Consider the following 15469-nt stretch of genomic DNA (forward strand, 5'->3'; position numbering starts at 1 on the left):
CTATCGCACCGTCCTCGACCGCCTCTCCGCAGAGTAGCGGCCGCCGCGCGCGCCCTGCGGGGCAATGGCGGCAGCCCTGTTGGCTGCGACCTTCTCGCAAGCAAAAGCGCGTGCCAAGTGCAGGTAGAAGTGCGTGCCAAGTGCGGTTAATTATCGAGCTGGAAGGCCAATAACTACCTGCGTTTGGCACGCGTTCTGAATAATTACCTGCTTTTGGCACGCACTCTTGTCGGTTGGCTCGGCTGTGCGTGCCCAACGAGACTAAATGGCCGCTCCGAGACCTTGAGATAGTCGCGTTTGGCACGCGAGTGGCGCATCGGCCGAGGGATTGTCGCGTCAGGCACGCACCTTGGGCGAGTGCCCGGTGCGGCCGCCTATGCAAGGGCGAGCTCCAGGTGGCTCTTGGCCCTCGTGAGCGCGCTCTTGATGCGGTCGCGCTTCTCGGGGGAGAGGCGGTACGAGGGGGTCGTGACGCTCAGGCCATACTCGAGCATCCCGTGGCGGCGGATGCCCACGGCGATGCACTGCACGGCCTCGGTGGCCTCCTCGCGGTCGTACGCAAAGCCCGTCTCGCGCACCTCGCTCAGCTGGGCGATGAGCTCGTCGGCACAGTGGATCGTCGCGGCCGTGGGCCTCTCGAGCGGCTCGGCGAGCATCGAGCGCACCTCGGCCTCGGGCAGTTCACTCACGAGCACCTTGCCGATGGCTGTGTAGTGGATCGGCAGCGTGCGGCCAATGCTCGAGGTCAGGCGCACGGGCTGGGGCGAGTCGACCTTGGCCACGTACAGCACGCGCCCGTGGTCGAGGACGCCCAGCTGGCAGGTCTCGCCACAGGCGTTGGTGACCTCGCGCATGGCGGCCACGAACAGCCCTATCGAGCTGCTCTCGCGGTCATACGACTTGCCCAGCAGGTAGGTCTTGAGGCCAATCGTGTAGCGCTTCGTTGACTCGTCGTAGGCGACGTAGCCCGAGTCTGCCATCGTGTGCAGGATGGGGGAGATGGACCCCTTGGGCGCGCTCACCTCGCGGCAGACGTCTGCCATCGTGAGGCCGGCCGTGGAGTTTGCCAGGGCCTCCAGGATGTCGAGCACGCGCATGGTCGAGCGATGCTGCGGCCTTGCCTCGCGAGCCTGATTCTCCACTATGTACCTCTCCTCTCGCGCGAGCCCGCGGCGTCCCTGCGGCCCTATCGCGCACTTGGTGCGCGCCCCGTAACGTCCCCGAGGCTCTCTCGCGCATCCATTCAACTACTTGCATAGATATTCTAATCATTTCATTGAACGTTCGTGTATGCGAACACCGTTCGCGGAAGGAATGCAACCGTTCGCGGCGAGCGCTAAAATGAAGTTGCCATCGGCCATCGATGGAATTAAGGTAGAACCGCGTTTTGGGAACACAGTTCGTAAATGCGAACGCAAAGCCTTCGCAGCCAGTCGCCGCACTAGGGCGCAAAGGGGAGGGCCGCGTGCGAGCTGCTACGACACCCACGTACCGAAGAGGAGCGCACATGCGTAACGGCGTCATCATTGACGAGAAGGACAACGTCGTCGTGGCCATCCGCCAGCTCGAGGCGGGCGCCGACGTCGCCTACCCGCTTCCCGCTGGGGGCGAGGGCCATGTCGTGACGAAGGAGGCCATCCCGCTCTTCCACAAGATTGCCCGCACCGACATCAAGAAGGGCGATAAGGTCGTCAAGTACGGCGAGTACATCGGCGTCGCCACCCGCGACATCTCGCAGGGCGAGCACGTCCACACCCACAACTGCGAGAGCTCCGACGAGCTCAAGGACACCGACGCCAATGGCGTGGGCACCGTCGAGACGACCACCGCGGCTGCTCCCGCCCAGCACGAGTGCACCCGCACCTTCCGCGGCTATCGCCGCGCCGACGGCCAGGTGGGCATCCGCAACCACGTCCTGATCCTGCCGACGAGCATCTGCGCGTCGGACACCTCCGAGCGCATCGCCCGTGCGGTTGCCGGCTGCGTGTCGTTCCACAACCAGAACGGCTGCAGCCAGGTCAACGTCGACCAGCAGCTCACGCTTGACACGCTCGCGGGCCTCGCCGCCAACCCCAACGTCTACGCCGTGCTCGCGGTGTCGCTGGGCTGCGAGGGCTGCCAGAACGACCTCGTGGTCGACGCCATCCGCAAGCGTACCAACAAGCCCATCCGCTCGCTCGTGATCCAGCAGGTGGGCGGGGCCATCAAGGCCATCGAGCAGGGCACGCGCATCGCCCGCGAGCTCGTGGCCGAGGCCGCGGCCTGCGAGCGCGAGGACGTTCCCGTCTCCGAGCTCATCTTTGGCACCAACTGCGGCGGCTCCGACACCTCGAGCGGCCTGGGCTCCAACCCGCTCATCGGCGAGGTCTCCGACTGGCTCGTTGGCCAGGGCGCCACGACCGTCCTGTGCGAGACGCCCGAGCTCTTTGGCGGCGAGCACATCCTGGCGCGCCGCGCCGCGAGCCCCGAGGTGGGCGAGCAGGTCCTCAAGATCGTGCGCGACTACGAGAAGTACGTTCAGGGCTTTGGCGCCGAGATGCGCGAGGGCAACCCCAGCCCCGGCAACATGGCCGGCGGTCTCACCACGCTCGAGGAGAAGTCGCTCGGCTGCATCCACAAGGCCGGCCACAGCCCCATCAACGCCGTCTACCCCTACGCGGCCCAGCTCAAGAGCCACGAGGGCCTCGTGATCATGGACACCCCCGGCAACGACCCGTCCAGCGTGGGCGGCATCATCGCCGGCGGCTGTCAGCTCGTCATCTTCTCGACCGGCCTGGGCACGCCCACCGGCAACGCCATCGCGCCGGTGCTGCGCATCACGGCCAACGGCCGCACCGCCCAGACCATGGCCGACCACATCGACTTCGACGCCCAGGCCACGATCTACGGCCCCGAGACGATGGAGGAGCTGCGCGACCAGCTGATCGACAAGATCATCGCGGTCTGCAACGGCGAGCCCACCTGCGCCGAGGCCCTGGGCTTCACCGAGACGGCCCTGCCGCACCTGTGCAACTACATGTAAGGCGCGGCGGCACCACCCGAGGCGCGCGAGCGTCTCGGCCACGAGGCGGGGGAGCCATCCCCAACCTCGACCACCAAGGCATCATCGCGGGCGGGGCGCCCGTGTGAGCTGTGCGGGTCCCCCTACAACCCGCGCATATAGGAAGCCTGGGAAACCCCAGGCACAACAAGGAGGAGTACATCATGGATCTGCATCTCGAGGGCAAGGTCATCTTCGTCACTGGCGGCTTCAAGGGCATCGGCAAGGGCATTTCCCTGCAGCTCGCTCGCGAGGGTGCCATCCCCGTGGTCCTGAACCGCAAGGACGGCGTCGAGGACGAGTTCCGCAAGGAGATCTCCGAGATCACCGACACGTTTGAGATGTACTACATCGACCTCAACGACACCGATGCCATCAAGCCCATCGTCGAGGAGGTCTACAAGAAGTACGGCCACATCGACGGCGTGGTGAACAATGCCGGCCGCAACGACAACCTCGAGCTCGAGACCCTCGACTGGCACGACTTCGAGAAGTCCCTGCACGGCAACCTGACGCACTACTTCGAGCTCGTCCACTGCTGCTGCCCCTACCTCAAGGAGTCGAAGGGCTCGATCGTCAACATCGCCTCGAAGGTCGCTCTGACCGGCCAGGGCAAGACGACCGCCTACGCCGCCGCCAAGGGCGCCATCCTCGGCCTCACCCGCGAGTGGGCCGCTGCCCTCGTCCACGACTCCGTGCGCGTCAACGCCATCGTGGTCGCCGAGGCCTGGACGCCGCTGTACGCCAACTGGATCAAGACCTTTGGTGACGAGGAGGCCCAGCAGAAGCGTCTGTCCCTCATCACCGACCGCATCCCGCTGGAGCACCGCATGACCTCCTGCGAGGAGATCGCCGACACCTGCGCCTTCCTGCTCTCCGACCGCGCCAGCCACACCACCGGCCAGTGGTGCAGCGTCGACGGCGGCTACGTTAACCTCGATCGCGCCCTCGACTAGCTCTGGCCTGGAAAGAGGATTTAACGCATGTCTGATTCCGCCAAGAAGGCGAGCACCAAGGGCGCTGCGGCAACCATCGCCATCGTTCTCGTGACCTCGCTGTTCTTCGTCTGGGGCCTGGCCATGAACCTGGTCAGCTCGCTGAACGCCCCGATCGCCAACTACCTTGAGCTGACGACCACCCAGACGTCGCTCATGCAGGTCGCCTACTACGGCGCCTACTTCGTCATGGCCATCCCGGCCGGCGCCATCGCCAAGAAGTTCGGCTACAAGGGTGGCGTCATCGCCGGCCTCGCCCTGTTCGTGATTGGTTCTATCATCACTGTGCCCGCCACGAACGCCGCCTCGTTCGCCCTGTTCCTGGTCTCCACGTTCGTCGTTGCCGCTGGCGCCACCACGCTCGAGGCCAACTGCAACCCCTACATCACCAAGCTCGGTGACGAGAAGCACGAGTCCATGCGACTCAACCTCGCCCAGTCGTTCAACGGCGTCGGTTCCATCGTGGGCCCGCTCATCATGGCCCAGATCCTGAGCACGACGGTCGCCGCCGGCCAGCCTGGCTTCGCCGAGGCCAAGACGGCCTTCCTGGGCAGCACCCGTGGCATCTACATCGTGATCGCCATCGTGCTCGCCATCATGCTCGCCGTGTTCGTCTTCGTGAAGCTCCCCACGCCGCCGAACGACGTCGAGGGGGCCGGCTCCGAGAAGGCCACCAAGGGCGGTGCCCTCAAGAAGCCCTACTTCAAGCTTGGCGTCGTCGCCGAGTTCTTCTACGTGGGCATCCAGACGGTTGGCTTCTCCCTGTTCGCCACGTATGCGACGAAGGTTGCCGGCCTTGAGATGAGCCTCGCAACGGGCCTCGTGAGCGCCCTGTCGCTGCTGTTCACCATCGGCCGCTTCGGCTCTACGCCGCTTCTGGCCAAGAAGGACCCGGGCAAGCTGCTCGGCATCTACATGACTGGTGCCGCCGTCTGCTTCTTCCTCGTCTTCCTGAACCTTGGCGTGGTCTCGGTCGCCGCGTTCGTCGTGGCCTACCTGTTCATGTCCATCGGCTACCCGACGATCTTCTCGCTGTCGCTGCGCGGCATGAGCGGCAACGAGACCAAGACCGGCTCGTCCATTATCACGATGTCGATCGTGGGCGGCGCCATCATCCCGGTCGTCGTGAGCGCTATTGGCGATGCCTGCGGCCTGTCCGTCGCCATGCTCGTCGCCGTGCCCTGCCTGGCCTTCTGCGCCTGGTACGGCTTCGCCGGCTCCAAGATCGGCTTTGGGGAGGAGTAACCATCATGTCTGATCTCAAGGTTGTCGATTCTCACTTCCACGTGTGGAACCTCGATACGCAGAGCCTTCCCTGGCTCGACGGCACCGACGGCACCATCACGCACACCTACAAGGTGGAGGACCTCGAGGCCGAGTACGCCCGCCAGGCCGGCGTCGAGTTCGTCGGCGGCGTGTACGTCGAGGTTGACTGCGCCGACCACGAGGCCGAGGACAAGATCGCCTATGATCTCAAGGCGGCCCACCCCAAGATGCTTGCCTGCATGCTTCGCAGCGACGTCTCTCCGTGGATGCGCGTCCCGGCCTTTGCCGCCGGCATCCGCGAGCCGCTCCACATCGACTCCGAGCCCAAGGGTCGTTGCCTTGAGCCCAGCTTCGTCGAGGGACTTCACACGCTGGCCAAGAAGGGCCTGCCCTTTGAGTCCTGCAACCGCGTGAACGAGCTCGAGGATGCCTACGAGGCCTTCGCCCAGGCGCCCGAGGAGACCGTTATCCTGAACCACCTCGGTAACGTCGAGGCGCTCACGCCGGAGTGGTGCGCGGTCATGAAGAAGTTCGCGACCCTGCCGAACCTTTACGTGAAGGTCTCGGGCTTCCCGACGGCCGACAAGCAGTTCGTCTCCGAGCTGCTCAAGTTCACGCGCGACACGTTCGACCCCAAGAAGCTCCTGTACGCGTCCAACTGGCCCGTCGTTAAGCTCTACAGCTCCTTCGACGAGCACTTCCAGACGCTTCGCGACGCCTTTGGCGACGACGAGGACTTCTTCATGAACAACGCCGTGCGTGCCTACGGCCTTACGCTCTAACGTCTGAAGTTGGCCCGCGCGTCCAGTCGGCGCGCGGGCCGCTCCATCGGTCCCATCAAAGTAAGGGAGTGCATCATGCTCAAGGGTATCTCTCCGGTGCTTCCGCCCGAGCTCCTCTCGATCCTGTGCGAGATGGGCCACGGCGACACGCTCGTCATCGCCGACGGCAACTTCCCGGCGGCCTCCATCGCCAAGGACTGCAAGCTCGTCCGCTGCGACGGCCACGGCGTGCCCGAGATCCTCAAGGCCATCCTCAAGCTCGTCCCGCTCGACCAGTACGTCGAGAAGCCCGTCACGCTCATGGACGTCGTGCCGGGGGACGACTGCGAGACCCCGATCTGGGACACGTACAAGCAGCTCGTCTCCGAGGTGGACGACCGCGGTGCCGACGTCATTGGCACCATCGACCGCTTCCCGTTCTACGATGAGGCCAAGAAGGCCTACGTCGTGATCGCCACGAGCGAGCGCGCCCAGTATGCTAACGTCATCCTGCAGAAGGGCGTCGTGTACGAGAACGAGCAGATCGACTAGCTTCGTTCGCATTGCCCATGGGACCGGCGCGCTTGCGGCCGGTCCCATGTTGCGTAAAAGGGAAACAAATGGGGGACAGCCTGGAGCTGGCCGTCCCCAGAAAGCGAGAAAGTCATGTTCAAGGGCATCTTCTGCCCGTCCATCACCATTACGGACGACGAGGGCAAAATCGACTACGACCTCTGGGGCAAGCACCTCGACCACCTTGCCGACGCCGGCGTGAACGGCGTTTTGCTGTTTGGCAGCATCGGCGAGTTCTACAGCGTCTCGCTTGCCGACAAGGAGGCCGCGCTCGAGTTTGCCGTCAAGCGCGTTGGTGAGCGCATGAAGGTGTTTGCCGGCGTGGGCGACACGACGTACGCCAACGTCATCGAGTTCACGAAGTTCGCCGAGAAGGCTGGCGCCGATGCGGTGCTCGCCGTCTCGCCGTACTACTTTGGCCCGAGCCCTCTGACCGCCGAGAACTACTTTGGCGGCATCGCCGAGGCCACGAAGCTGCCCGTGATCCTCTACAACTTCCCGGCGCGCACCGGCACCGACCTCACGCCCGAGCTCGTGGCCTCTCTTGCCGCCAAGCATCCCAACATCTGCGGCATCAAGGACACCGTGGACACGATCAGCCACACGCGCAAGGTCATCCGCGCCGCGCGTGCCGTGAACCCCGACTTCACCGTGTTCTCCGGCTTTGACGAGTACTACCTGGTCAACCGCGTGAGCGGCGGCAACGGCGTGCTGTGCGGCCTCACGAACGTGGAGCCCGAGACGTTCGTCAAGATGCACGCGGCCTACGAGGAGGGCGACTTCGCGACCGCCGTGGCGTGCGCCGAGCGTATCTCCAAGCTCATGGCCGTCTATGACGTCTGCGACCTGTTCGTCTCTGCTATCAAGGCTGCCGTGAAGGTCAAGGGCCTGCCCATCTCCACGAAGATCTTTGAGCCGGCCGTCCAGGCCACCGAGGCCGACGAGGCCGCGATCGCCGAGCTGCTTGCCTAGGCACCCGCGTTATCGGAGCTCCTTGCTCCTTTTGCTCTTGCGTCACCTTTCATGCGTCACCATGCCGCCCCGTTGCGGCGAGCGACCCGACCGCACCCCGAGCGGCCGGGTCGCTTTTTGTCCGCTAGGCGCGGTAGGATTGTTGCAGTGAATTGCGAAGCAGGGAGGAACATGGGTCTGAGCATCGTGCGCACGGCAGACGAGCGCCTGGCGGGCGGCGCCGTGCGCGAGCTTTTGTCCCGCGAGCTGGAGCATCCCCGCGGAAGTGGTAACGTGCTCGTGCTGGCGCCAAGCCTTGCGCAGGCGCTTGACGTCCAGCGCGAGCTCGCCGCGGCCAGGGGACTTTCGATGGGTGTCGACTGCACCACGGCCGAGGCCTGGTGCCAGCTGCGCTGGGCGCTCTACGGAGACGGTCGCGCCCTCGTGAGCGCCCCCGAGCGCGCCGTGCTCATGGCGCTCGTGGTGGCCGAGGCCGCGGACCGCGGCGAGCTGGATCCGCTCGATGGCGGCAAGGGAACGGTCGAGCTGCTCTGCGATGCCGCACGGCGCTGGAAGCTTGAGCCCGTGGCTGGTCTCAGCGCGGGCGAGGTCCGTGCCGTTGAGCTGCTGGGAGCCTATGAGCACAAGCTTGTCGAGCGCGGCCTCGTCGAGCCGGCGCGTGCCGCGGCGCTGCTGCCTACGACCATGGCGGGCGAGGGCGCCGTGCTGCCCGCCTGCGTCATGCTCGCCCCCGTTGGCATGGGCGAGCTGCGGCGTCCCGCGCGCGAGCTCGCGCTTGCTTACGCCCGGGTGGGCGAGCTCGCCTACGTGGTGGCCGACGACGGTGGCCCCGCGTGCGCGGTCGTGCGCGAGGCCGCGGTACTGCTCGCCGCCCAGGCGCGCGAGCGCGGCATTGCCGTGGAGGAGCGCGAGGCGGGCGCGTGGCCCGTGGAGCGCGTGCGCGAGCTCGCGGACCTGCGCCGCTCGCTCTTTGCCCCCCGTGGCGCGGGCATCGTTCCCACGGGTGCGGTCGAGCTCATCGAGCCCGCGGGCCCGCTCGCGGTCGACGAGGCCGTGGCGAGCCGCGTGGTGCGTATGGCCGGCCGTGGCACCCACGAGGTCGTGGTGGTCGCGGGCGACGTGGCGGCCGCCTGGCGCGGGCTTGCCCCCAAGCTCTTCTCGCGCGGCGTATCCGTGAGGGCGCAGCTCTCGATGCCTGTCCTCAAGACGGGCATGGGAGCCGGCTTCGTGAGCTTTGCCCGTGCCGTGGCGAGGCTCGATGAGCTGGCGGCCAGCTGGCCCGTCGAGCCGCTTGCGCCCGCGCCGGACATGACCTGGTGGCCCCCGCGCGACGTCTCGGGCTTTCTGCTGAGCGATGCCTGTGGCGTTGGCTCCGAGGGTGCCTGGCGCCGCGACGCCTCATGGCGCGGCAACCGCATCCTCACGCCCGCCTCGGTGCTCGCCACCCTTCAGAACAAGAACGCCACCTCCAACCAGGTGGCGGGCGCCACGCGCGAGCTTCTGCGCGGCCACGTCGCTGCCGCGGCGGCCCGCCTGCTCAACCTGGGCGCGGCCTCCGAGGAGGGCACGAAGCAGGTGGCCAACGCGTCCGGCGCGTCCGGCGTGCTCGAGCAGCCCGAGCCCCCCATGCCGAGTGCTGAGCGCGAGCTCGGGCGCGCCCTCGACGAGGCGGCGCTGCGCGCGGTGGGCGAGGCGGGCCAGGCGCTCAAGCGCTGCGGCGTCTCGCTCGACGCCGGTGTGGAGTTGCCTGCCCTCGTCGAACTCGCCGCCCGCGCGCTTGGCGCCCTCAAGGTCGTGGTACGCCCCGAGCTCGCGTGCGAGAACGCGAGCTGCAGCGTGAGGATTGTGAGTCCCGCTCAGGTCGCCAGGCTTGCCCCCGCAAGCGTCGACGCCCTCGTTTACCTCGGGCTCGACGCTGCGGGCTCGCCCATATCGGTGGCAGACGGCGCACTCGACCGCCTGCTTGCCCGCACGGGCGTCGACGACCCGACAGACGGTCTGGCCACCGCGCGCGCCTCGTTTGCGGCCGCCGTGGCGGCACCGCGCAAGCACCTGCTGCTCGTGTGCCCCTCGCACGACGCAAGCGCGTCGGAGACCTTCCCGGCGGTCATGCTCTCCGAGCTCCTCTCGTGCTACGCCACGAACGACAGGGGGCACTGCCTTCTCGAGGCCGAGCAGTCCTCCAAGCTCGACGAGGGCCGCGTGGTCGAGAATCTCTCGGCCACCGGTGAGGCCAGCGCGGCGCGCAAGGTCGCCGCGCCCGCGGCCGCGGGCCAGCTGAGCGAGAGCCTGCGCCGCCTCGTGATCGTCCCACGCGATGGCGTGGCCGAGCTTCCCGAGGGGCGCCCGTCGCTGTCCGCCTCGCAGGTCGAGACCTACCTCGAGTGCCCGCTCAAGTGGTTCACGCTGCGCCGCCTGGGCCTGGACGACTGCGACGCCCGCTTCTCCAACGTCGAGATCGGCACCTTCGTTCACCACGTGCTCGAGGTGACGCACCGCAGGCTCTTCCTCGAGGCCGCTGCCGCCCAGGGCCTCGTGAGCGACCCGCTCGCCGAGGCGCCCGAGCAGGGCCTCTTCTGGTTCGACCCACGCGTTCGCGTGGGGGGATCGCGCGTGCGCGAGCAGACGCTTGAGCACGCCACCGAGCTCATGCACGCCGAGTTCGCCGAGCACCTGGCCCACCAGCGTCTGAGCGCTACCACCCGCAACAAGCAGGCACTCATTGCCCACACGCCCTCGCAGGAGCGTCGCCTGGCCGAGGTCGAGCATGACATCGCCACCACGCTCGAGTACGAGGCGACGCGCCTCGCTGGCTTCGAGCCGCGCCTGTTCGAGGGCCGCTTTGGCGGTGCATCGGGGCTCGTTGCCACCTATGCGGGCGCGGACTTCGTGGGCACGATCGATCGCATCGACGTCGACGCGGAGGGCCGTGCCCTCGTGATCGACTACAAGCACAAGAGCGCCCTGCTCGACGAGTACGCGCTCAAGGGCAAGGGGGACGTGGACTGGGGCGCGGAGTTTGCGCTGCCCGGCCGTGTCCAGACGCTCATCTACGCGAGCATCGCCCGCAGGCTGCTTGCCCAGACGGACTCTGGCCTCGAGCTCGTTGGCGCCGTCTACCTGGGCACCAAGGGCAGGCACCAGATCGCGGGCGCCCTCTCGGCGCGTGACGCCGCGGCCGTGCTGGGCGCGGACGCGAGGCCGGCCGACGTCGACCGCATGACCCTGCCGGTGCCGGGCGCCCGCTCGTTCAAAGATCTGCTCGACCGCACCGAGGAGGCCGTGGCCCAGGTCATCGAGGACATGCTCGCCGGACGCGTCGAGGCCCGTCCGTCCTCACCCAAGGCCTGCGCCTGGTGCCCGGCCATGAACTGCGAGAGGAGGCAGTCGTGAGCACGAACATGAGCGGCGCCGCGCCGGCGCCCACCAAGGAAAGCGCGCTCGCCCTGCTCGAGGGTCTGCTTCCCGAGCAGGAGCAGATCGTGCGCACGCTCGACCGCCCCGTCTTCGTTGCGGCGGGCGCGGGCTCGGGCAAGACCTTCACGCTCACGCGCCGCATCGTGTGGGCCCTGTGCCCAGGCTCGGGCGAGGGTGGCGCGCCCTTCCTCGACAGCCTCGACCAGGCGCTCGTCATCACCTTCACCGAGAAGGCCGCCGGCGAGATCAAGGAGCGCGTGCGCAAGGCGCTGCGCGAGGCCGGCCTTGCCGACGAGGCGCTCAAGGTCGACTCGGCCTGGGTGAGCACCATCCACCACATGTGCGCCCGCATCCTGCGCGCCCACGCCCTCGACCTGGGGCTCGACCCGAGCTTTGCCATGGTCGCCGACCAGGCAGCCTCGGCGATGCGCGCCCAGGCCCTCGAGGTCGCGCTCGACGAGATGGACGGCGACCCCGGCCTCGACGCCCTGTTCGCCGAGTTCGGCGGCGGCACGGGCTCTGGCCGCGACGGGGTCGAGGGGCTCGTGACGAGCCTGCTCAACCGCGCGGGCTCTGCCACCGACGGCCTTGACTCGCTCGAGTTCGTCGACGCCGAGGCAGACGTCTCGGGTGTCATGAGGGCCGTGCTCTACTCCTACCAGGCCCTGTGCGGCAACAAGATCAAGGACGCCGACGAGCTCGCGCGCTGCTGCCAGGAGCGCGACGCGCTCGAGCGCTTCTTCGTCCTCGCCCCGAGCCGGCGCACGGCCGCCGCCGCGGCCGAGGTGCTCGACGCCGTCAAGGGGCCCAACGGCCAGAAGTGGCGCGCCAAGGCCGTGAACGACGCCTACAAGGAAACCCGCGCCGCGCTCGACGCCGCCCGCGCCGAGGTGGCGCTGCAGGGGCCGCTCATGGTGCTCGCCCGCTGCGTCCAGGCCCACTACGACGCGGCAAAGCGCGAGGCCGGCGTGCTCGACAACGACGACCTGCTCCAGCTCACCGCCCGCGCCTTCCGCGACCACCCCGCCATCGCCGAGGAGTACGCGCACCGCTTTCGCCTCGTGATGGTCGACGAGTTCCAGGACACCAACGCGCAGCAGGTTAGCATGGTCAAGGGCCTGTCGGGCGAGGGTGCCTGCCACCTCACCACGGTGGGCGACGCCCAGCAGGCGATCTATGGCTTCCGCGGCGCCGACGTGAGCGTCTTCGAGGACCGCGGCCGCGAGGTGGGGGAGGCTGGCACGGTCCGGCTCGCCTACAACTTCAGGAGCGACGACGCCATCCTGCGCTTCGTCAAGCGCACCTGCGGCGACACCGGCATCGTGCCATCGTTCATGGACCTCAAGCCCCGCGACAACCGCGAGAGCGACTTTCCCGCCGCCGCGTGCCCGCGCGTGGTCGTCGAGCTCACGCGCGCGTTTCGCGAGGGCCGCAGCGTGGTGCCCGCCGCCGAGCGCGCCCGCGTTGCCGCCGAGCAGCTCGCGGACCGCCTCGCCACCATCCACGAGGAGGGCGTCGAGCCGCGCCAGATGGCCGTGCTCATGCGCAGCCTCGCCCAGGCGCCCGTCTACATCGACGCGCTGCGCGCCGTGGGGCTCGAGAGCGTCGTGGTGGGCGGCTCGACCTTCGCCTCGGCCGCCGAGGTGCGCGTCGTCGAGGCGCTGCTGCGCACGCTCGCGAGCCCCCAGGACACCAAGAGCGGCCTGTTCGCCGTGCTCGAGAGCGACATGTTCGCCCTCGACGGCAACGACCTGCTCATGCTCGCCACCCGCCCGCAGGACGTCCTCGACGCCCCGGCCAAGCGTCGCATCAACGTGGGCGCCCGTCCCGGCGCCCCCGACTTTGGCGACGTCGCGCCCTCCGAGCGCCTCGTCCGCGCCCGTGAGGTGCTGGGTCGCGCCTGGGAGCGCGTGGGCCAGTTGCCCGTCGCGGACGTCGTCCTCATGTGCGTGCGCGAGTCTGGCTGGCTTGACCGCCTCGAGCGCCGCGGCGTGGCCGGGCGCGCCGTGGCGGCGAACGTGCTCACGGCCATCCGCCACATTCGCGAGCTCGCCGAGGAGGGCGGCTTCGACGCCATTCGCGCGAGCGAGGAGTTCAGCCGCTGGCTCGACGTGGTCAAGGAGGGGCCCGCGTCGCTCTCCGGCGAGGGCCTCAACGCCGTGAGCCTCATGACGGCGCACGCCTCCAAGGGCCTCGAGTTCGACGTCGTGGCCGTGGTGGGCTGCGCGGGATCTGACCGCACGCCCGCCGCCCCGCGCCTGCTTGCCCGTCGCGACGGCGACCGCGAGCTGCTCACGCTTGCGCCTGCGGGCTTCAAGGCGCCCGACCTTGGCGAGGACGCCCCGGCAGACGAGGCAGACTGCGTGACGCCCCTCGACTGGCGCGTGCTCATGGAGGAGCAGCGCCGCGTCGACGAGGCGCGCGAGGACGGACGGCTGCTCTACGTGGCGCTCACGAGGGCCAAGGAGTGCGTCATCCTGTGCCTCAACGCCACGGTCAAGAAGGGCGGCGGCCTGTCACCCGCGATGACCGGGCGCATCGCCGAGACACTCTTTGGCGAGACGCCCGTCGCCGGCGAGGGCCACTTCGCCTATGGCGGCAGGGACGCCGGCCTTTTGCGCTGCGTCGACGTCTCGCCTGCCGAGGGCGAGCCCTATGTCGACGACGGCGACTCGCTGCGCTACACCGCCGAGTCGCTCGAGGGCACCATCAGGCTCAAGGACGAGGGGGACGGCACGCGCGCCTTCAGGCTCTATGACGTCGATGCCGAGACCCACGCCAAGCTGGACCTCTGGCGCCCGCGCGAGGGCGTGTTCAGCTACTCGGCGGCGCATCGCATGCTGGGCCAGGAGGGAGGCCCCGCCACCCTCGACGAGGTGATGGCGCTGCCCCAGCCCGCGCCCTCGCCTGCGGGGGAGCTCGCCCGCGCCGGTACCTATCCCAAGGGCGAGGCCCCGGCCGCCACGCGTGCCGATCGCCCGCGCCCGGCGCCCGTCCTGGCCGACGAGGACGAGCCGGCAGACACCGACGACGCGGACCGCGCCACGAACCTCGGCAGCGCCTTCCACGAGCTCGCCCGCCTCATGGTCGAGACGGGACGGGAGCCCGGCGAGGAGCGCGTGGCCCTCGTGGCAGACGCCTACGCCGTCACGCGTGCCGACCGCAGGCGCCTCTCCGAGGCGCTCGCGCGCTGGGCGGGCAGCCAGATCCGCGCCCAGGCGCTGGGTCATGCGTACGTGCGGGCCGAGGTGCCGTTCTTCCGCGCGGTGAGCTCGCCTCTGGGCGAGGACCTCGAGGGCGCCATCGACCTGCTCGCCTGTGACGCGCCGAGCCGGGGCGAAGCGCTGCTCGTCGACTACAAGACCGGCGACCATGGGGCCACCTATGCCCAGATCCGCGAGCGCCACGAGATGCAGGCCCGCTTCTACGCGAGCGTGCTTCTCGCCCAGGGGTTCACGGGCGTCACCTGCGCCTTTGTCTGCGTCGAGCTCGAGGACGAGACGGGCGAGCCCGCCGTCGTCCGCTACACGTTTTAGCGAATGAGACGGGGGGCACCCTTGCCTCATTTTTGGGAGGAGTATCAGATGAGCGTCATCGAGCTGGTCTGCATCGTGGTCGCGGTCGCGGCGGTTGCCGTGGCCGCCTGGGCGGTCATGCGGTCGGGGAGGGGTGCCGCTGGCGTCGACGAGCAGACGCTCGCGACCTACCTTGGCCACCTCAACGGCTCCATCACCGAGCTCAAGACGCAGCAGGCGGCCGACGCCGCCTCGATTCGCGCACAGGTCGAGGCCTGCGCGCGCGCCGTTGAGCAGGCGAGCGTGCGCGTCGATGGCATGCGCGCCGACGTCACCCAGCAGCTTGCCGCGGGCTCCCAGGCCACGACCCAGCAGCTTCAGGGCGTGTCGCGCATTACGGCAGACCAGCTGCGCCAGGTGCGCGAGGACACGAACCGCCAGCTCGATCAGATTCGCGCCACGGTCGACGAACGCCTCGCCAAGACCCTGAACGACCGCCTCTCCGCCTCGTTCAAGCAGATCAGTGACAACCTCGAGGCCGTCTATCGAGGCCTTGGCGACATGAAGACGCTCGCTGCCGGCGTGGGCGACCTCAAGAAGACCCTCTCGAACGTCAAGACGCGCGGCATCCTGGGCGAGGTGCAGCTGGGCGCGATTCTCTCGGAGGTGCTCGCGCCCGCACAGTACGACACGAACGTCGCCACGGTGCCGGGCAGCGCCGAGCGCGTCGAGTACGCGGTGAAGCTGCCGGTCGAGAGTGGCGAGCCCGTGTGGCTGCCCATCGACGCGAAGTTCCCCGGCGACACATATGCCCAGCTGAGGGATGCCCTCGATGGTGGCGAGCGCGACAACATCGCCGCCGCGCGTCGCATGCTGGCCATACGCATCAAGGCCGAGGCCAAGGACATCGCCACCAAGTACATCTCCGAG

10 protein-coding genes are annotated in these 15469 nt (G+C 68.5%); 9 read left to right on the top strand and 1 reads right to left on the bottom strand.

What is annotated here, in order from left to right; all coding sequences use genetic code 11:
- Nucleotides 1–374: 374 nt before the first annotated feature.
- Nucleotides 375–1142 carry an IclR family transcriptional regulator gene (locus AC1VTH_RS02880; RefSeq protein WP_481334592.1) on the bottom strand — a complete coding sequence of 256 codons (768 nt, stop codon included), beginning with the start codon at nucleotides 1140–1142 and terminating at the stop codon, nucleotides 375–377.
- Nucleotides 1143–1507: 365 nt separating this feature from the next.
- Here AC1VTH_RS02880 and AC1VTH_RS02885 point away from each other — a divergent pair, with 365 nt between their 5' ends.
- The 9 genes from AC1VTH_RS02885 to rmuC form a co-directional block, all read left to right on the top strand.
- Complete coding sequence (locus AC1VTH_RS02885) at nucleotides 1508–3022, top strand: UxaA family hydrolase (protein WP_293825718.1); 1515 nt, start codon at nucleotides 1508–1510, stop codon at nucleotides 3020–3022.
- Between the two features lie 182 nt (nucleotides 3023–3204).
- Nucleotides 3205–3996, top strand: coding sequence for an L-fucose dehydrogenase (locus AC1VTH_RS02890; protein WP_293825716.1), 792 nt, complete (start codon nucleotides 3205–3207; stop codon nucleotides 3994–3996).
- A gap of 27 nt (nucleotides 3997–4023) precedes the next feature.
- Nucleotides 4024–5280, top strand: a complete 1257-nt coding sequence (locus tag AC1VTH_RS02895) for an MFS transporter (RefSeq protein ID WP_481334594.1) — start codon at nucleotides 4024–4026, stop codon at nucleotides 5278–5280.
- Between the two features lie 5 nt (nucleotides 5281–5285).
- Nucleotides 5286–6083 (top strand): amidohydrolase family protein, encoded by a 798-nt coding sequence (locus AC1VTH_RS02900; RefSeq protein ID WP_195447918.1) that lies wholly within the window; start codon nucleotides 5286–5288, stop codon nucleotides 6081–6083.
- 75 nt (nucleotides 6084–6158) lie between these two features.
- Nucleotides 6159–6614: an RbsD/FucU family protein gene (locus tag AC1VTH_RS02905; RefSeq protein WP_126421491.1), complete on the top strand. Its 456-nt coding sequence runs from the start codon at nucleotides 6159–6161 to the stop codon at nucleotides 6612–6614.
- Between the two features lie 114 nt (nucleotides 6615–6728).
- Nucleotides 6729–7607 (top strand): dihydrodipicolinate synthase family protein, encoded by an 879-nt coding sequence (locus AC1VTH_RS02910; protein WP_293674316.1) that lies wholly within the window; start codon nucleotides 6729–6731, stop codon nucleotides 7605–7607.
- Between the two features lie 171 nt (nucleotides 7608–7778).
- On the top strand, nucleotides 7779–11000 hold the full coding sequence (locus AC1VTH_RS02915; protein ID WP_481334595.1) for a PD-(D/E)XK nuclease family protein: 3222 nt from the start codon (nucleotides 7779–7781) through the stop codon (nucleotides 10998–11000).
- Nucleotides 10997–14560 (top strand): UvrD-helicase domain-containing protein, encoded by a 3564-nt coding sequence (locus AC1VTH_RS02920; protein WP_481334596.1) that lies wholly within the window; start codon nucleotides 10997–10999, stop codon nucleotides 14558–14560. The genes AC1VTH_RS02915 and AC1VTH_RS02920 overlap by 4 nt, the downstream gene beginning before the upstream one ends.
- Before the next feature lie 48 nt (nucleotides 14561–14608).
- Nucleotides 14609–15469: DNA recombination protein RmuC (gene rmuC, locus AC1VTH_RS02925; protein ID WP_481334598.1), on the top strand; the 861-nt coding region annotated here is incomplete at its 3' end.

Source organism: Parolsenella sp. (assembly GCF_982402205.1).

Bases quoted from the DNA above. Each gene is read 5' to 3' on its own strand.
- AC1VTH_RS02885 (WP_293825718.1), top strand. From the start codon at position 1,508: ATGCGTAACGGCGTCATCATTGACGAGAAGGACAACGTCGTCGTGGCC.
- AC1VTH_RS02890 (WP_293825716.1), top strand. From the start codon at position 3,205: ATGGATCTGCATCTCGAGGGCAAGGTCATCTTCGTCACTGGCGGCTTC.
- AC1VTH_RS02895 (WP_481334594.1), top strand. From the start codon at position 4,024: ATGTCTGATTCCGCCAAGAAGGCGAGCACCAAGGGCGCTGCGGCAACC.
- AC1VTH_RS02900 (WP_195447918.1), top strand. From the start codon at position 5,286: ATGTCTGATCTCAAGGTTGTCGATTCTCACTTCCACGTGTGGAACCTC.
- AC1VTH_RS02905 (WP_126421491.1), top strand. From the start codon at position 6,159: ATGCTCAAGGGTATCTCTCCGGTGCTTCCGCCCGAGCTCCTCTCGATC.
- AC1VTH_RS02910 (WP_293674316.1), top strand. From the start codon at position 6,729: ATGTTCAAGGGCATCTTCTGCCCGTCCATCACCATTACGGACGACGAG.
- AC1VTH_RS02915 (WP_481334595.1), top strand. From the start codon at position 7,779: ATGGGTCTGAGCATCGTGCGCACGGCAGACGAGCGCCTGGCGGGCGGC.